At 60.4% G+C, this 19,262-nt stretch carries 10 protein-coding genes; 1 reads left to right on the top strand and 9 read right to left on the bottom strand.

The window, feature by feature from the left end; all coding sequences use genetic code 11:
• The first annotated feature begins 373 nt into the window (after positions 1-373).
• A complete protein-coding gene (locus AACY19_RS05545; protein WP_339448729.1) occupies positions 374-7,243 on the top strand; it encodes a TcdA/TcdB pore-forming domain-containing protein in 6,870 nt (2,289 codons plus the stop codon).
• Between the two features lie 72 nt (positions 7,244-7,315).
• Here AACY19_RS05545 and AACY19_RS05550 read toward each other — a convergent pair whose 3' ends face one another.
• From AACY19_RS05550 to accC, 9 genes are all read right to left on the bottom strand, one after another.
• Positions 7,316-7,912: a MarC family protein gene (locus tag AACY19_RS05550; protein WP_339448731.1), complete on the bottom strand. Its 597-nt coding sequence runs from the start codon at positions 7,910-7,912 to the stop codon at positions 7,316-7,318.
• Positions 7,913-7,975: 63 nt separating this feature from the next.
• Positions 7,976-10,753, bottom strand: a complete 2,778-nt coding sequence (locus AACY19_RS05555; protein WP_339448733.1) for a hybrid sensor histidine kinase/response regulator — start codon at positions 10,751-10,753, stop codon at positions 7,976-7,978.
• A gap of 98 nt (positions 10,754-10,851) precedes the next feature.
• On the bottom strand, positions 10,852-12,147 hold the full coding sequence (gene purD / locus AACY19_RS05560) for a phosphoribosylamine--glycine ligase (protein ID WP_339448735.1): 1,296 nt from the start codon (positions 12,145-12,147) through the stop codon (positions 10,852-10,854).
• Positions 12,148-12,318: 171 nt separating this feature from the next.
• The gene (gene purH / locus AACY19_RS05565; RefSeq protein ID WP_339448737.1) at positions 12,319-13,926 is read right to left on the bottom strand and encodes a bifunctional phosphoribosylaminoimidazolecarboxamide formyltransferase/IMP cyclohydrolase; all 1,608 of its coding nucleotides are present in this window, start codon (positions 13,924-13,926) and stop codon (positions 12,319-12,321) included.
• 83 nt (positions 13,927-14,009) lie between these two features.
• Positions 14,010-14,330 (bottom strand): DNA-binding transcriptional regulator Fis, encoded by a 321-nt coding sequence (gene fis, locus AACY19_RS05570; protein ID WP_002555375.1) that lies wholly within the window; start codon positions 14,328-14,330, stop codon positions 14,010-14,012.
• The gene (gene dusB, locus AACY19_RS05575) at positions 14,327-15,337 is read right to left on the bottom strand and encodes a tRNA dihydrouridine synthase DusB (RefSeq protein WP_339448739.1); all 1,011 of its coding nucleotides are present in this window, start codon (positions 15,335-15,337) and stop codon (positions 14,327-14,329) included. Before dusB ends, fis begins: the two co-directional genes overlap by 4 nt.
• A 185-nt stretch (positions 15,338-15,522) precedes the next feature.
• Positions 15,523-16,791, bottom strand: a complete 1,269-nt coding sequence (locus tag AACY19_RS05580) for a DUF3426 domain-containing protein (protein WP_339448741.1) — start codon at positions 16,789-16,791, stop codon at positions 15,523-15,525.
• 30 nt (positions 16,792-16,821) lie between these two features.
• Positions 16,822-17,700, bottom strand: a complete 879-nt coding sequence (gene prmA / locus AACY19_RS05585) for a 50S ribosomal protein L11 methyltransferase (RefSeq protein WP_339448743.1) — start codon at positions 17,698-17,700, stop codon at positions 16,822-16,824.
• A gap of 193 nt (positions 17,701-17,893) precedes the next feature.
• Positions 17,894-19,252 carry an acetyl-CoA carboxylase biotin carboxylase subunit gene (accC, locus tag AACY19_RS05590; RefSeq protein WP_339448745.1) on the bottom strand — a complete coding sequence of 453 codons (1,359 nt, stop codon included), beginning with the start codon at positions 19,250-19,252 and terminating at the stop codon, positions 17,894-17,896.
• Positions 19,253-19,262 lie beyond the last annotated feature (10 nt).

Raw genomic sequence — 19,262 nt, forward strand, 5'->3', positions numbered from 1 at the left:
CGGGAGCTTGATGAAACTTTTGTTATTGATTGGTTTTAATTGTTTTTATTGGTGGGGGCTTCAAGTGGCGCGGTGTTGTTTTTAATAAGTTTGTTGCAGTTGTTGTTATGACATGTATTGAAAGTCTTTTGATTTGAACGTTTGGCGGCTGGTTGCTAGTTTCCGCTCATTGATTCCTTGGGCGTTTTCGTAGTTATAGATTGATTGTTGCTTGCTGGGTTTATTTTTTTTCAGGGCGCGATGGATAAGTCGTTGCGACGATTGTGTGTGAGTGAAAAGTATGGGGGCTATAAAGATGGAATTGAATCATCTGGATAAGTTTAGTTTGAGTCATGAGTTTTTAAAGAACTTTAATAGAGCCGACTTGAGTTCGATGACTGCAATACTGGGCGCAGGGATGTATCAGGAACAGGCGCTGCGTTATTACGATGCGGCAGTCGCGGCGGAAAGTCTCTCTGAGCAACTGACCGCAGTGAGGCTGCTCAAAGAAAGCTTCGAAGCGGACTTTGTCGATACCTCTAATGTTCAATGGAAAAACTATCACCAGCAACTGGCCGATCATCACCAGCGCCTGACGTCGACGGTGGAGGTGATGGCAACCGGTAAACCGGTGCCGCGCGTCATGCACTTTGTCTGGGTCGGCGGCAGTGAACTCGGGCCCAACCAGCGCGATTACATGAACATCTGGCGCAAAGTGCTCGCGCCACAGGGCTACACATTCAATCTCTGGTACGACAGCGATGCGGTGCTGGCCTTCGAGATGAACCGGGTGATCCTCGACAGTGCGCGGGCGCACGCGATGGAGTCGGGTGGGGCTGAGCTGGAGAGTCAGGGGGCCTTGTCAGCGCTGATCGAAGATCGCGCTCGGGTGCTCAAGCGGCAGATGTTTGACCATCTGAATCGGCCCGAGTGGAACGCACGCGCGGATCTGGGCCGGATCGATCTGATGGTCAGGGCCTACGGCAAGGATCGCGCAACGCTCGAGGCCTTTCGCCAGAAATGCCTGGATTCGCATCGAGCCGTCGTGGGAGAAGATTTGCATCTGCGCGACGTCCGCGACACGTTCTCCGATCACTACCTCAATGATGTCTACCAGCGGGAAATCTCTCTGCGCGGCAACTTTGCCGCCGCCAGTGACGTTGTGCGGTTGCAGGCGGTGCATCTGGAGGGCGGACGTTACAGCGACATGGACTACCTGCCTCCGTTGATCGACAGGCCGGGCGGCGTGGATATAAAGGACTTCAGCGATAGCGCGAAAGTGGGGGTTTTGCAGTTGCTGCTCAACCACAATGACGCCTTGTTACCGGGGCGGGACCGGCAACGTTACGTCGACAGAACCGGAGCAATTGCGGCTGAGCATCTGGAGGCACTGCGTACATTCGCTCAAAGCCGTCCCGATGTGATGGATATCTTCAAGCCGCCGCAGGATACGCCCGTTCCAGAAGATGCCATTCGCCTTGGCGTTTCCGGAGGAAGCGGGGGGCCAAAAGAAATGAACGCGCATTTCCTGGCTCACCCTGGCAGCGGCATGACGGACTCGATCATGCAACTGATTCGCTCCAATTATGACTGCCTGCAGGAGATTGAGCGCAGGCTGCGAGCCGATGGCATTTCCTGGTCCGATGATGTGCATCTGATAAATACGACAGTCAACGTCATTGAAGAGTTTGCACAGGCGGGACGCATTCCGGAAGCTGTTCGGTTGAAACTTTCCAGTGCGATTGCCGAGTACTACCTGGACGGCATCCGCCTGGGGGCCCGAGGCACCATTGTGTTGACCGGTCCAGGGGCTGCAGTCCTTGGCGTGGACCAATACAGCAACAATCACTTGCAGCCCGTGCTGTCGGAAACCATCCGCGAGCGACTGAAGCTGTTTGAAGGCTATAACGTCTTTACCGAAGAAGAATTCATCAGCGGATGGACCGTAAACGGCACGCCCGAAGAATGGCTGGCCAAGGAAAAGGAAAAGTGGACTTCCGGCAAACTCAAGACCCGCTATACCGGCAACCTCAACGATCTGCTCAAGGAACAGACCCTGACGTTCAAGCGCGGCTGGCCGGTTGTTGAGGGACGACCGGTATTGTTGACCCCGGTGCTGCAACAGTTGCTGGAGGATCTGGGTGAACCTTTCAGGCAGGCCATGAATGACCGCTTGAGTGGCGAAGTCACCTTCCGCAAAGCGTGTTACCTGAGCTTTGATCAACGCCAGCAGATCCTCGCGCAACCAGCCGTCGAGGTGCCGGAATCGGTCGGCGCCGAAGCGCTGGGTAATCTGAACGAAGCCTTCACCCGGATCGCAAGCGGCAGGTTGCCGTTGGAGCAGTTAAGTCCTTTGCACCGCGTGGTGTTTGGAGGCCTGTTTGGTGCGCAGCGTCTGGACGACGCGGGGTTTGCCGAGGCGTGGGAGGCAACGCGGTTGTTCGTTGCCAACACCGAAGATCGCGGCATCGCCGCGCGTTATGACCAGATCGAACAGACCTTGCGCGGACGCAGTCCTTCTGCGTTCGAGGCGGGGCTCAAGGCTGCTGCGTCCAGCCCGATACGCACGCAGAATGCGTATCTGCTGAAGGCGCAGGCCCTCGTCGAGCCTTTGAGTGTGCGGCAATGGGGTGAGCACATTGCCCGTGTCGAGTCGGTGGCTAAAGCCGAATATCAGGCATCGATCCTGCAGCGTGGCGGCCCGCTCCGTGCGCGCCTGTTTCAGGCCGGCGCCGTTTCCGCCAAGCAGTTGCCGCAGGACCTGCTGTTGCATGGTGAGGGTGATCCGGGCCGGCGTTGCTATCCGCTTGCCTTAATGATGGCTGCTGCGCTGGAGCAGGGCCGAACCGCACAGCGCACCTTGATCGGCAAACTGGCCACCACCAACCTCGCACCACAAGACCCTGAAGCCCATGCATTGCTGAGGGTTCTGGATGAACTGCGCGGTGTGCGCATGGCGCAATTCGGTGAAAAGCTGGGGGCGGCCGACCTGGCGACGGTCATTCGCACGCTGGAGGCGAAATCATCGACTGCCAGCATCATGTTCAACACTCAGAATCACTCACTGCTCGTGTGCAAAGTGGTCGATTCGAACAGCGCTGCATATTTTTTCTACGATCCGAACTTCGGCGTGTACGAGTTCTCCCAGGCCGAACACTTGCAGCGCGGCATCGAAGCGGCCCTGGCAGACAAACAACTGGCCGCTCTCTACGGCGTCCTGGACGCCAGCAGCGAACAGTTCGACATGATTGTCCTCAATGGATCGAGCATCGCCGACCAGGCATTGCCTTCGCAGGTGACGGCGGGAGACCTGTTGCGCAGCGAACCGGTGGCCGGCAAGCGCACGGTTGTGCCGTGGCAACACCATGCAGCCTTGCGTTCTCGTGCCCTGTCGGAGAACGCGCGACTGGGTCGCGGTCTGGCGGAGCTGGAAGGCACGCGTCTGGCGCAGATCATTGAATCGGCCAATCGCCAGTTGTTCGCGACCCACGCCCTCGATCAGCAGAGTGTGGTGCTGTATGAAACGGTGAAGAATGCCGGCCCGGGGAAATGGACGCTGTCGCTGATCAACCGCCAAGAACCCGCAAAAGTCACCAGCGTCACCGTCGATGATCCACGTTTTCTGGAAATCAAACTCTGGTTGAGCGACCGCTTCGAGGCACTGCAAACACTCCCTGCGCAAGCCAGCCCCCATGGCCCGGAGGCGGTTCACACATTGAACGCAGGCTTCGCGATCATGGCCCTGCTGGAATTACTCAACAAAAAAAATGCAGGTGCCGAACCTTCATCGGCAACACTGGCGGTGCGCCTGCACAGTTTCGTGATGTACGGACAGCTCCTGCACGGCGTGGTGTCCGATGTCGTTTCGGTGGTCAAGCTGGTTCAACTGGCATTGCTTGATGAACGACTGATAGCGCAGGCCTCGGCCAATGCCCTGGCCCCGTCACTGGGCTCGCGGGTGCTCGGCGAGGGCGTCGGGGTGCTGCTGGCACTGGCCAACGTTGGATTTGACATCATCGAGTTGGCGACGGCGGATAACGCACCGGCCCGGACAGCGGCGGCGGTGCAGTTGAGCTTCGACGCGACGGCACTGGCGTTGAGTGCCGGTGCGGTAATCGTTGGCGGAACGTTCGCCGCAATTGCCGGACCTCTGGCGGTCATTGTCGCTGGGTTGGGCTTCGGTTTCGGCGCGCTGGCCCGTAATTACAGTCTGATCCTCGCCCAGGCGCAGCAGGTCGGCCAGTACATCTATACCCTCAAATCGGCCTACAGCGAGGGTGGTTGCCAGGTCGTTCAGGGAACACTTGAGCCCTTGCCGGATGTGGTGATCACGGGCATCGACCTGCGCGCCCGTCGCGTCAGTATGGGCAGTCAATTGCTGTTGAGCGCAGAGCGTCGAGGCTGGGGACTGCCGAGCATCCGCGCCGAAGACCAACTGCCGCCGATCAACATACGCGAGCGTTGGGACTTGCCTGGACAGAGTTCGCTGCCGCGGGATGTTCACTCGCTGATTCTACCCTGCACGCCGACCTGTACCTTCGGTATTGGCTACCAACTGATGCCCGGTGTTACCCACCGCCATGATCAGGGCTTCGACGAATTTCGCGAGCTGGAGAAAGATAGCCGAGGTCACCAGACATTCTGGTTTGATGCCTCGACACCTTTCGAGTACTGCGTTGAAAAGCTCTTCCCGAACTACCACGCGACCTTGGTCAAGGTGGTGCTGGATGAGCAATGCAGGTCGCTTCATGTACCGCAGTTACCGGTCGAGTGGCAGGGAAAAATGTCCTATGACATCGAAGCCGTGACGGGGCAGTATTCGTTGTCGCTCGCTGAGGGCGTCGCCAGCGTTCATTTGTCCACCGCCCAAGTCCCGACATCGTTGCGCTGGGTGCTGGCTGTCACCTGGGCGGATGAAGCGCAGGCCAGCGTCGAGGGGCAGCGCTTGAAGCTGGGCGCAACCGAGGTGAACTGCAGTGCCGGCAGCGAAGTTTACGTCGAACTCGCTCAGGGGCAGACATACCAGGTGGATTGGCTGACGCAGCAACTGATCCTGCTGGAGGAGGACCTGCCGGAGCATAATGACACTGCTGCCATCACCCGGCAGCTGATCCGTCTCAACCATACTCACCGTCTTGCCAGCCCATGGTTGCCGCTGCATAACTTCAAGGTGCCGTTGGCCGATCCTGATTGGCCGGTTCACACCAATGCCTGGTTTGAGAGCGCGACCGACCGCATCCTCTATGGCCGCGATCTGCCCTACGCGCTCAACGCGCAGATGCGTCTGGCTGCGGTGTTCGGCGACCAGGTGTTTCTCTATCACCCCGACCAGCCGACGCTGTGGCGAGTCGATGCGCTGACCGGCCGAGTCAGCCGGCGCTACCGCTTGTTCAACCCGTTCAAACCCTCGCAGGTAATTTCGTGCGAGGGCGTCGGCGAAGCTATCCAGGTGCTTCAGCAGGTCACCGATCTGCAGGGCAACGTTTATCAGTTCCAATACCTGGTGGATCAGGAGAAGGTCGAACTGGTCGCTATTTCCAGCACGCTGGATGCCGGTTTGGCGGTCGACTTCATGGATATCCGCTGGCAGGGTTGGGACAGGTTCTTCGAGGGTTTCAATGCCTATGAAAAGGACGGTGACGGTTCAGTCTCGATGGTCGAAGACATCCGCTCCGCAACTGCAGCAAAGTTCATTTCGATGCAGATTCATCAGAAGGACAGAACCTTCAATGCCTGGATTCGCCGTCGTGATGACTGGTTCGTGAGCGAAAACGATCTCGGTCTCCTGCATCCGCTGCTGATCGCCTCGCCACTGGACGAGGACGGCCAGAACATGGTCTTCCATGACGCTCGGATGAAAAGCTTGTACACAGTGCGGCGCAACGGGGATGCCTCGGGCGGTTCATTGTCGCTGATGCTGAAGAATGTCGACAGCGTGGTGGCAACCGCTGACGGGCACTTGGTGCAGACTACCGAGGGACTGGTGTTCGAGTTGCGCAAAGACATGCTGACGCTGCGCGCAGTGAATGAACAATGGCTGCTCAAACAGGATGATTGGCTCGACGCCCTCACGCGCGTCGTCAAGCAGCATGGGGCCGATGGTTTCGATATTTTCGGACTGTCCGATGCGGTGGCCGGGCCGCTTTCTGCCCGGTATCTGCAGGGGAAGATATTGCTGGTCGGCTCCGGGCAAGGGCGCAATCTGCAGTTCATTGCGCAGACTCCGGATAAAAACGCGGTCTGGTTGTTTGCCTCCGGTACGGGCCATGTATTGCGGCAATCGCTGCAATCACTGGAGCAAATGCGCGTGCTGTTCGGCAACGGCACCCGGCTGTCACGGCAGGGTGCACTGACGTTACCGCAGCGGGTCTGGGGCGAGTGGACGTATGCGGACGTCAGCCCGCTGGACAGCGGTTTGCAGGGGCGCACCCGTGACGGGGTCATGCTCGAACTGAAGGAGGGACAGCCGGCGCGGATCAGCGCGGTGACCAACGCGTTCGTCTCGGCCTCCCCGAATGAGCAGGCGCTGCAGCAAAGGATCGAGGGCCTGATTGAAGGTAATCTCCATGTGCCGTTTCTTCGCGCTGGCTCCCGTGGGGACAGGTTCAGTTGGTATGACACCTCGGCCCGCCGTCTGCATTCAGCCGCCGCCAGGGAAGACGGGCAGTGGGTCAATTATTTGGGCGTGCTGCAAGACAGTCGTTTCCTGATGTACGACGCCATCGAGCCGACCCTGTTCAGCAACGACCGGAAGTTCTTCACGCGGCAGATCAGCGCGCGCCGTAACGGGGCGGTGTTGGCGCTCGACAGCGCGGATCAACGCACCCGATTGCAGGAGCTGCTGGTAGATGGGGTGGAGACTGTGCTGCTCGGTTACGACCATCAGGGGATGAGTTGCACGGTGCTGACTGCCGACTGGAACCAGATGGACAGTCTGATCGTCGACCTGCCGAACTTGCAGGATGCGGAGTACATCAACGGCAGCGAGTTGCTCCTTGAAATGCGCGAGCTGGATAGTTGGCAGTTGGTGATGGCAGGCGAACACCTGGTACTGACGGACCCCGATTCCGGGCGCAGCCTGGTTCTGCGCAATGCGCAATCGCTGGGTATCACCTCCGGGCATCTGCTGAATCTGCAACTGCACCTGTGGGGCGACTATCGGTTTTTCAGAGTGTCGGAACTGATCAACGGCTGGCAACTGGCGGCCATCGACGGTGCTCCCTGTGACCTCGCCGTGGCGATGGATACCTCGAACGAAATCTGACGTTCAGGGGGGCAATCCAGAACCATGAAAAAGGCCGCGAGTGTTTTCACTCGCGGCCTTTTTCACTGTGTCTCAAGGAACCAGATAGCCCTTCACGCCGGTGAAGATGATCTGCGCTGCCAGTGCGCAGACGAACAACCCCATCAAGCGGCTGACGATCTGCAAGCCCTGATCACCGAGAATGCGCTCGATGCGGCTGGACAGATACAGCACCACGCCCACCGTGAAGCTGGCGAGGGCGATACTCATGATGGCGGTGAGTTTGTCGTCCCAGTGCGGCTGACTGACGCCCATGACCAGCAAGGCACCGATGGTGCCGGGACCGACCGTCAGCGGAATGGTCAGCGGCACGATGGTCACGTCCTGCTGCACGTTGTCGGCCTGTACCGCCGGTTTGCCCTGGGCCATGCCCAGCGCGGAGATGAATAGCACGCTGCCGGCACCGATGCGGAAGGCGTCGACGGTAATCCCGAACACATCGAAAATCACCCGCCCGAACAGGTATAGCAACACGCTGGCGATCAGCGTGGCCAGCGCGACTTTCCAGGCCAGGCGCCGTTGCTCCTTGCGCGAATAACCACGGGTCAGGCTGATAAAGCAGGACAACACGAAGAACGGGCTATAGAGCACCAGCATCTTCAGGTAAACGCTGAACAACACGTGGAGCATGGTGCAGGCTCACTGGCGAGGAAGTCGTGACGGAGTCTATCAGGCGCTACGGCGTCTGTCGGCTCAGGACGGTTGCGTCGTGGCGCGATTCTGTTGATCGCGCTGCGCGACCCAGTGTTCGATCAGTTCACGCAACTGCGACAGCTCCACGGGTTTGGCCATGTGCCCATCCATGCCGGCCTGGCGCGCGCGCTCTTTGTGTTCGGCGAGGATGTGCGCGGTGAGTGCCACGATCGGCGTGCGAGTACGCTGGTTGCTGACTTCCCAGGCACGCAGTTGCTGGGTCGCCGAGAAGCCATCGAGGATCGGCATTTCGCAATCCATCAGCACCAGGTCGTAACGCTGGGCTTTCATCGCCTGCAGGGCTTCTTCGCCATTGCTGGCGGTGTCCGGTTGCAGGTTGAGCTTGCCGAGCATGCCGCGAATCACTTTGGTGGAAATGGTGTTGTCTTCGGCGACGAGGATGCGGAAATCGCTCGGCACTTTCGCCGCCGTGGCCGCGGTGATCACTTGCGGCTGGAACACCACCTGACCCTTGTTGCGCTGGTTGAGTTCGTCCGCCAGCGTGGTCTTGAGGGTGTAGCCGGCCACCGGTTTGGCGAGGATGCGTTTGATCCCCGAGTTGCGCGCGATGATCTTGCTCGGCGCATTGCTGATGCCGGTGAGCATGATCAGCAGGATGTCGTGGTTGAGGCTCGGATCTTCCTTGATCTTGGCCGCCAGTTGCATGCCGGTCATGCCGGGCATGTTCTGATCAAGCAGCACCACATCGAAGTAATCGCGCAGGTGCGCCTTGGTGCGCAGCAGCGCCAGCGCTTCCTTGCCCGACGGCACGGCGCTGACGTTGAGCCCCCAGGCGCTGCATTGCTGCACCAGCACTTTGCGGCAGGTGTCGTTGTCATCGACCACCAGTACCCGTGCGCCTTGCAGCGGGCTGTCGAGATCGGAGGTCGGGTGTTCAAGACGATCCGGGTCCAGCGGCAGGGTCAGCCACAGGGTGCTGCCCTGACTGGCGCCGCTCTTGATGCCGAACTCGCCTTGCATCAGGCGGATCAGTTGCCGGGCAATCACCAGGCCAAGATTACCGCCCAGGCGATTGGCCGAGAGGAAGTGCTTGCTGTGCAGTTCGGCGTGCATCAGCGCCTCACGCTCTTCCGGCTCCATCGGCTGTCCGCTGTCCTGGACGGCGATGCGCAGACGGGGCTTGACGCTGCGTTCGTCGAGGGCGACGACAATCAACACTTCGCCTTCGTCGGTTTTCTTCAGGGCGTTTTCCAGCAGGCTCAGCAACGTCTGGCGCAGGCGGGTCGGGTCACCGCTGATCACCCGTGGCACTTGTGGCTGGATGAAGCTGATCAGCTCGACATTCTGTTGCTCGGCCTTGGCGCGATAGATGCTCAGGCAATCGTCGATCAATGCGTTGAGGTCGAACTGCACGTCGTCCAGTTCGATCTGCCCGGATTCGAGCTTGGAGATATCGAGAATCTCGTTGATCAACGTCAGCAGTTCGTTGCCGGCGCTGTGGATGGTTTGCACGTAATCGCGTTGCTTGACCGACAGCGGCGTGCCCAGCAACAGCTCGGTCATGCCCAGCACACCATTCATCGGTGTACGGATTTCGTGGCTGATCTTGGCGAGGAATTCGGCCTTGGCGTTGATCTCGGCATTGCTCGCGGCGAGATCGCGGCTGATGCTGAAACGGCTTTCGGTGATACTGCGCTGGCGCTCGCCAAGGGCGATGCTCATCAACAGGCCGCTGATGCAGATGAACGCCATCAGCGTCATGATCAGGCCTTGTGGCGACACCAGGGTCAGGCCCAGCAAGGCCGGGAGGATGATCAGCGTGCCGATGTTGAACACGACCATCGCGACGACGAACAGACGCGCCGGCCGGTAGCCTTTCTGCCAGTGATAGAAACCGACAAGCAGCATGCTCAGGCCGGCCAGCGCCACCAGCGCATAAGTGATGATGTTCAGCGGCAGGGTGTTGACGAACAACAGCAGCAGGCTGCAGGTCACGATGAACAGAATGTCGCCAAGCAACAGTTTGTTCAGCGGGTGCGGGCCGAGCGGAGCGAAGAAGCGGTAGGCGAACATCAGACCCGCCGGCGCGGTCAGCAGCAGTGCCAGGTAAGCACCCGGGGTCTGGATCGCGTGCCAGTTCGGCAACCACGGCCCGGCGAGATTCAGCAGCAGTAAAAGACTGAGCCCCAGCAAGCCCTCGCACAGTGCCAGCCACAGGCTGCTGCGCGACCGCGAGTAGGCGTAGCGCACCAGATTGTGCAACAGCAGCATGCCGAGGCAGCCGAACAGCAGGCCGAAGATCAGCGTCTGGTTGTGGTTGGCGGCGCTCATCACGGCCGACTGCAGGGTGATGTGCGGACGTAACTGGTGGTCGGAGACCATGCGCAGATAGACGTCCAGGGTTTTGTCGCTCTGCGGCAGCGGCAGCATGAAATCGCTGCTCGGCAGCGGCCGTTCGGCCTGCGGTTGATCGGTGCCGGTATTGCGTTGCTCGATCAGCTTGTCGCCGTCCAGCACATAGAGATTGAGGCTGGACAGGTCGGGGGCGAAGACGCGCAGCACTTGTTCGTGCTTGCCGGGCGCCAGTCTGAAGCGCAGCCACAAGGCACCCTCGGGCTCGGCAGCGGTGAGGCGGTCGAGTTCGATGGGGCTGAATTGATTGGTGTAGCGAGGAGAGCGAATGTCGCTCAGCTGCAGATTGCCCTGATCGTCAAGCAATACCGACCAGCCACTGCCTTGTGCGGCCTGAGTCGCAAGCATGCAGAGCAAGGTCAACAGCGTGACGGTGAAGCTTACGGCAATCCTGAGCCAGCTCACGGCGAAATCCCTTCGTAGGTTGATGCCAGAATATAACGATGCGCAACGGCGGAACAGCCCGGCGAGGAACGGTATCCCACGCCGGACTGAGGCACGGTTTACTGCTGGGTTTCGCCGCGTTCACGGGCAATGGCGCGGTAGCCAATGTCCTTGCGGTAGAAGCAGCCTTCCCAGTCGATGGCCGCAGCCAGCTTGTAGGCTTGCTGCTGCGCTTCGCCGACGCTTGCGCCCATGGCGGTAGCGCAGAGTACGCGACCACCGGCGGTTACCACGTTGCCATCCTTCAGCGCCGTACCGGCATGGAACACTTTGCCTTCCAGCTGTGCCGCCGCGTGCAGACCGTTGATCGCTGCGCCTTTGGCGTAGTCACCCGGGTAACCGCCAGCCGCCAGCACGATCCCGACGCTCGGGCGTGGGTCCCATTGTGCTTCGACCTTGTCCAGCGCCTGAGCCAGAGCGGCCTCCACCAACAGCACGAGGCTCGATTGCAGACGCAGCATCACCGGTTGGGTTTCCGGATCGCCGAAGCGGCAGTTGAACTCGATGACCTTCGGGTTACCGGCCTTGTCGATCATCAGACCGGCGTACAGGAAGCCAGTGTAGACGTTACCTTCCTCGGCCATGCCGCGCACGGTCGGCCAGATCACCAGGTCCATCACGCGCTGATGCACATCATCGGTGACAACCGGAGCAGGGGAGTAGGCACCCATGCCGCCGGTGTTCGGGCCGCTGTCGCCGTCGCCGACGCGTTTGTGGTCCTGGCTGGTGGCCATCGGCAGGACATTCTTGCCGTCGACCATGACGATGAACGAGGCTTCTTCGCCGTCGAGGAATTCTTCGATGACCACGCGCGAACCGGCGTCGCCGAACGCGTTACCGGCGAGCATGTCGCGCACGGCGTCTTCGGCTTCGGCCAGGGTCATGGCCACGATCACGCCTTTACCGGCGGCCAGGCCGTCGGCCTTGATCACGATTGGCGCGCCTTTTTCACGCAGATAAGCCAGGGCCGGCTCGATCTCGGTGAAGTTCTGGTAGTCGGCGGTCGGGATCTTGTGGCGCGCGAGGAAATCCTTGGTGAAGGCTTTCGAGCCTTCCAGCTGCGCAGCACCGGCGGTCGGACCAAAACAGTCCAGGCCACGGGAGCGGAACAGATCGACGACGCCGGCCACCAGTGGCACTTCCGGGCCGACGATGGTCAGGGAAACGTTCTTCTCGGCGAAGTCGGCCAGTTGCTCAAGGGCCAATACGTCGATGGCAACGTTCTCGCACTTGGCTTCAGTTGCAGTCCCGGCATTGCCCGGCGCGACGAAAACCTTCTGAACGCGAGGGTCCTGAGCCACTTTCCAGGCCAGGGCGTGTTCACGGCCACCGCTGCCAATGATCAAAATGTTCAAAGAAAGACTCCTTCGGAGAAGCTGCAAGCTATAAGCTGCAAGCAAGAGCGAATGTGTGGCTCTTAACTACAGCTTATGGCTCTGAATTAATAAGGCTGCATCTGCAAGAAAGAGCGACACATGCCTGCTCTTTCTTGCAGCTTGCAGCTTGAGACTTGTAGCTGCCGTATTTCAGTGACGGAAGTGGCGCATGCCGGTGAATACCATGGCGATGCCAGCTTCGTCGGCAGCAGCAATCACTTCGTTGTCACGCATCGAGCCGCCTGGCTGGATCACCGCGGTGATGCCGACCTTGGCCGCGTTGTCCAGACCGTCGCGGAACGGGAAGAACGCGTCCGAGGCCATCACCGAACCGGCCACTTGCAGACCGGCGTGCTCGGCCTTGATCGCAGCGATACGCGCCGAGTTTACGCGGCTCATCTGGCCGGCGCCGACACCGATGGTCTGACGGTTCTTGGCGTAGACGATGGCGTTGGATTTAACGTACTTGGCAACTTTCCAGGCGAAGATCAGGTCGTGGATTTCCTGTTCGGTCGGGGCACGTTTGGTCACGACTTTCAGGTCATCGGCGCTGATCATGCCGATGTCGCGGCTCTGTACCAGCAGGCCGCCGTTGACGCGCTTGTAGTCCCACGCCGCAGCGCGGTCAGCCGACCACTCGCCGCAGGCCAGCAGGCGCACGTTGGCTTTTGCAGCCACAATGGCGCGGGCTTCTTCGCTGACGCTTGGCGCAATGATCACTTCAACGAACTGACGCTCGACGATCGCTTTGGCGGTCTCGGCATCCAGTTCACGGTTGAAGGCGATGATGCCGCCGAATGCCGATTCGGTGTCGGTGGCGTAGGCCAGTTCATAGGCCTGACGAATGCCGCCTTCAGCGTCCGGGCTGACAGCCGCGCCGCACGGGTTGGCGTGCTTGACGATGACGCAGGCGGGTTTGACGAAGCTCTTCACGCATTCGAGCGCGGCGTCGGTGTCGGCCACGTTGTTGTACGACAGCTCCTTGCCTTGCAGTTGGGTCGCGGTGGCGATACCGACTTCGGCAGGTTTGGCCTCAACGTAGAACGCCGCGCTCTGGTGCGGGTTCTCGCCGTAGCGCATTTCCTGAGCCTTGATGAACTGGCTGTTGAAGGTGCGCGGGAACTCGCTGCGACCTTCGGTGCTCAGGGTCTCGGCAGTCTGATTCACGGTGCCCATGTAGTTGGCGATCATGCCGTCGTAGGCGGCGGTGTGTTCGAACGCCTTGAGCATCAGGTCGAAACGCTGAGCGTAAGTCAGGCCACCGGCCTTCAGGCCTTCGAGCACATTGGCGTAATCGCTGGCATTCACCACGATCGCTACGTCTTTATGGTTTTTCGCTGCTGAACGGACCATGGTCGGGCCGCCGATGTCGATGTTCTCGATGGCGGTCGGCAGGTCGCAGCCTGGCTTGTTGATGGTGGCTTCGAACGGGTACAGATTGACCGCAACCAGATCGATCGGCTTGATGCCGTGCTCGCTCATGATCGCGTCGTCGATACCGCGACGACCGAGGATGCCGCCGTGAATTTTCGGGTGCAGGGTTTTTACCCGGCCGTCCATCATTTCGGCGAAACCGGTGTAATCCGCGACTTCCACAGCGGCTACGCCGTTGTCCTGCAGCAGCTTGAACGTCCCGCCGGTGGAGAGGATCTCGACGCCCAGAGCTTCAAGCTCCTTGGCGAATTCGAGGATACCGGTCTTGTCGGAAACGCTGATCAGGGCGCGGCGGATCGGCAGGCGGGTAGTCTGGTCGGTCATCTCAATTTCCATCAAAAGCAAAGGAAGTCAGCAAAAAAGGCGACCGTTTTTTATGCGGGCGCCTTTCTGGTTTTATTGAATGCTTACAGCAGATCGTACTGCTTGAGTTTCTTGCGCAGCGTGCCGCGGTTGAGACCGAGCAGCTCACTGGCCTTGGTCTGGTTGCCCTTGACGTAGTTCATCACGCTTTCGAGCAGGGGAGCCTCGACTTCGGAGAGCACCAGGTTGTACACATCCGTGACGGACGCGCCCTCAAGGTGGGCGAAATAATTGTGCAGCGCCTTCTCGACACTCCCGCGAAGGGTCTGGCCTTCTTCGCTCGGGGTATTGAGGTGCTGTTTCAAATTCACGTTGTCGCTCACGGGTGTTGTTCCACTCACTAAAGTCTCGGTCATCATCGTCATGCGGCCACCCCTTTTTCGTCCCCTGTCAGGCTCTTGTAACGCTCGGCGAAGAACTCCCGAACGTTGGCGCATTGTGTTTCCGTACCATCCAAACGATTGAAGTGGGCGCGAAACTCCCTGGCGCCCGGCAAGGTTGCGAGATACCAGCCCACATGCTTGCGCGCAATGCGCACGCCCATCACGTCTCCATAGAAAGCGTGAAGTGCAGCCAGATGCTCTAGCAGAATGTGTTCCACCTCGACCAGTTCCGGCGCCGGCAATTTCTCGCCCGTGCGCAGGAAGTGTTCGATCTCGCGAAAAATCCATGGCCGCCCTTGAGCGGCACGGCCTACCAACAGGCCATCGGCACCGGTCGCGTCGAGGACGTAACGGGCCTTTTCTGGCGAATCGATATCGCCATTGGCAAACACTGGAATCGACACCGCCTGCTTGATCGCGGCAATCGTGTCGTACTCGGCGTCCCCTTTGTACAGATCGGCGCGCGTGCGGCCATGCACTGCCAGCGCGGTGATCCCGGCCTGCTCGGCGATTTTCGCCACGGTCAGACCGTTCTTGTTGTCGCGATCCCATCCGGTGCGGATCTTCAGGGTCACCGGCACATCAACTGCCGCCACCACGGCGTGCAGGATCTCGGTGACCAGTGCTTCGTCCTTCAACAACGCGGAACCGGCGGCCTTGTTGCAGACCTTCTTTGCCGGGCAACCCATGTTGATATCAATAATCTGTGCGCCCAGTTCGACGTTGGCCCGGGCCGCCTCCGCGAGCATCTGCGCATCGCCACCGGCAATCTGTACCGAGCGCGGCTCGGGATCGCCTTCGTGGATCATGCGCATGCGCGACTTGCGGGTGTTCCACAGGCTCATGTCGCTGGTGACCATTTCCGAGACTACAAGCCCTGCGCCCAAACGCTTGCACAGCTGACGAAAGGGCTGATCGGTGACGCCCGCCATCGGGGCGAGAATCAAGCCGTTCTGCAATGTGTATGGGCCGATGCGTACCGCCGACATAGGACTTCCCTGAAGTGGGGCCGGATCATGAGAGTTCGAAAAAGGGTTGGCATGATACCCGCTCTCGATGACCGGATAAAGGCTGAATTGAACAAAATCTGAACAGTTATTCTGTTATCGCTGACGGTTTGGTTGTGCGCGGTCCAGTCAGAAAATTGCCGTCAATGCTGAAGCAGTGAAGCGTTTCACTCGGGCGAGTGAAAATTGAGGCTGTAATTCACCGCTTTCGGACCAGGATCGAGAATATCCAGCGCGATATGGATGGGCGTTTGCGGCGGCATTTCCGCCAGTCCCTCAAGATCACCGCTGAGGTATTCGCCGGGTTTGAAGCGACGACTGGCGATCAGATGGCCATTGAGATCGGCGAAACGCAGTTCCAGCAACGGAAACGGCTGGGAGAACGTCGCGCGGTTATAGATGATCGCGTCAACCACCAGCGCGCCGCTGAATTCCGGGTGACTGCGTACCACCAGGTTGCTGCTCTTGATCCGGGCGATGTCGACCTTGGACGGCACCGTGCAGCCGATCTGCGGGCAGATGTCCTGGAACCACGGCCGGTATTGATCCTGACGTGCCAGCTCGTCGAAATGATAGGCGATGTACTGGGCGGCGAGGCCTCCTGCTGCGATCAGCACCAAGGTCAGCCACAGCAGGCGTCGGCCCCACGGCGAACGGCGTTTCTGCCAGTCGAGTTGCAGCGGGTCGTCGGTCAGATCCTGCAGGACTTCGGCGCGCACGCCGGGGTCTGCGCGGTCGCGCTTTTTGCGCAACGGCGTGATCGTTGGCAGGTCGTCGTCTTCGCTTTCGTCGCTGGCAGAAAAACGTTCGCGACGGGTATTCGGGTCGATCGGGTCATGCAGGCGCAGTTGCGGAATCGCCGGCTCGTCGTCGAGATCCACCGGCTCCAGAGAGAGCGAAGGCTCGGTGCGCTCGGATTTGACCGGCTCAGGCTCGACAATGTGCGGCTCATCTGCGGGCTCAGGCGTGCGCTCGTCGACCGGTTCGCTGAACAGGCTGCCCGGCCAGGCAGCGTCGTCCGGCTCGGGACTGTCGCGGCGGGCGCTCAGGGAGTCGGCGCGCGGGCGACCGAATTCGGTGGTCGGCTGTATTTCCCGTTGCTCAAGGCGGGCGAGTTCTTCGTCCAGATCGAGGCTGTCGAGATCCAGCTCCGAGGCGCTCCACTGCTTCTGGCTGATGACGCGGGGCGCTACAGGCTCGACAATGGGCGCCGCTTCAACGGCTGGCGGGCGTTCCGCTGGCTGGTCTGCAAAAGGCGGCGCAACGGGCGTCACCGCATCCTTGCCGGCGTGTTGCTCAAGCAGCTGTCTGGCGGCATTGAACACTTGCAGGCAGGAGCCACAGCGAACCACCCCGCGGGCCACGCTCAATTGAGCATGGCTGACACGGAAACTGGTTTGGCAATGCGGGCACTGGGTGACGAAGCTGTCGGTCATGCGGCGATCCGGATTATGCAGGCGGACATATTAGCGCCGACGGCCAGTGATGCGCACCCAGCCATCGCGATTGGCAATCGGGTCGAGATCGAAGTCCTGCGCATAAGCAGCGGCGACTTCTTCACCTTGTTCGGCGAGGATGCCCGACAGCGCCAGACGACCGCCGGACCTGACCAGCCCGGACAGTTGCGGCGCCAGCGAAACCAGCGGGCCGGCGAGGATGTTGGCGACCAGCACGTCGGCCTGAACCTGCGGCAGATCTTCCGGCAGGTACAGCGGGAACAGTTCGTCGGCGATGTTGTTGCGCCCGGCGTTATCGCGCGATGCTTCCAGCGCCTGCACGTCGATGTCGGTGCCGACCGCTTCTTTGGCGCCCAGCAGCAGGGCGGCAATCGCCAGAATCCCCGAGCCGCAGCCGAAATCCAGCACGTTGCAGTCTTTCAGGTCCTGACCGTCGAGCCATTCCAGGCACAGCGCGGTGGTCGGGTGGGTGCCGGTGCCGAACGCCAGGCCCGGGTCGAGCAGCAGGTTGACCGCGTCAGGCTCCGGGGCGGCGTGCCAGCTCGGCACGATCCACAGACGCTGGCCGAAGCGCATCGGCTGGAAACCGTCCATCCAGCTGCGTTCCCAATCCTGGTCTTCGATCACTTCGCTGTGGTGCTCGGGCAGCGGGCTGCCAGTCAGCAGCTCCAGATGCGCCAGTACCGGGGCGGCTTCGGTGCCGCCTTCGAACAGCGCCAGCAGATGCGTGTGCGTCCACAGCGGGGTGGTGTTGAGTTCCGGCTCGAAGATCGGCTGGTCTTCGGCGTCCATGAAGGTCACCGACACGGCGCCGACTTCAAGGAAAGCGTCTTCGTAGGTTTCGGCTTGTTCCGGGCTGATGGCGAGACGTACTTGCAGCCAAGGCATGGCGGGCACCTTTGAAAAAATATTGATTGCAGCCTAGCGGCCTGCGAGAAGCGCGCAAGTTTACGCGAGCGCGCAAGGTTTGTGGGAGCGGCGTTTGTAGCGCAGATGTTGTGCCGGTTTGGATCTGTGGGAGCGAAACCTGCAGAAACGACAAAGCCGCCCGAAGGCGGCTTTGTCTGGTGCGGGCTGAAGCTTAGTGCTTGTCGCCAGCCAGCTTGTGCTCGAGGTAGTGAATGTTCACACCGCCCTTGCAGAAGCCTTCGTCACGAACCAGATCACGGTGCAGCGGGATGTTGGTCTTGATCCCGTCAACCACGATTTCGTCCAGGGCATTGCGCATGCGGGCCATGGCTTCGTCGCGGGTGGCGCCGTAAGTGATCAGCTTGCCGATCAGCGAGTCGTAGTTCGGCGGAACCGCATAACCGCTGTACAGGTGCGAATCGACGCGAACGCCGTTGCCGCCTGGGGCGTGGAAATGCTTGACCGTGCCCGGGCTCGGCATGAAGGTTTTCGGGTCTTCAGCGTTGATCCGGCATTCCAGCGAGTGACCGCGGATCACCACGTCATCCTGAGTGAACGACAGCTTGTTGCCAGCGGCGATGCTGAGCATCTCCTTGACGATGTCGATACCGGTGACCATTTCCGACACCGGGTGCTCCACCTGAACACGGGTGTTCATTTCGATGAAGTAGAAACGACCGTTCTCGTACAGGAACTCGAAAGTGCCCGCGCCGCGGTAGCCGATGTCGATGCACGCCTTGACGCAACGAGCCAGAACTTCCTGGCGCGCCTGCTCGTCGATGCCCGGTGCCGGCGCTTCTTCGAGAACCTTCTGGTGACGACGTTGCAGCGAGCAATCGCGGTCGCCCAGATGGATGGCCTGGCCTTGGCCGTCGGACAGCACCTGGACTTCGACGTGGCGCGGGTTGGTCAGGAATTTTTCCAGATAGACCATCGGGTTGCCGAACGCCGCGCCTGCTTCGGAGCGGGTCAGTTTCGCCGAGGCGATCAGGTCTTCTTCCTTGTGCACCACGCGCATGCCGCGACCACCACCGCCGCCAGCGGCTTTGATGATCACCGGGTAGCCGACTTCACGACCGATGCGCAATGCCGTTTCTTCGTCTTCCGGCAGTGGGCCGTCGGAGCCTGGAACGGTAGGCACGCCCGCTTCGATCATCGCGTGCTTGGCCGAAACCTTGTCGCCCATCAGGCGAATGGTTTCGGCCTTCGGGCCGATGAAAGCGAAGCCGGAGTTCTCGACCTGCTCGGCAAAATCGGCGTTTTCCGCGAGGAAACCGTAGCCCGGGTGAATGGCGGTGGCACCAGTCACTTCAGCGGCAGCGATGATGGCCGGGATGTGCAGGTAGGACTGAGCGGCAGACGCCGGGCCGATGCAGACGGATTCGTCTGCCAGACCCAGGTGCATCAGCTCTTTGTCGGCCTTGGAGTAAACGGCGACGGTCTTGATGCCCATCTCTTTGCAGGCACGCAGAATCCGCAGGGCGATCTCACCGCGGTTAGCGATCAGAACTTTTTCCAACTTCGCAGTCATCAAAGGCTCT

This window comes from Pseudomonas sp. EA_5y_Pfl2_R50 (genome assembly GCF_963970475.1).
In the GTDB taxonomy this organism is placed as follows: Bacteria; Pseudomonadota; Gammaproteobacteria; order Pseudomonadales; family Pseudomonadaceae; genus Aquipseudomonas.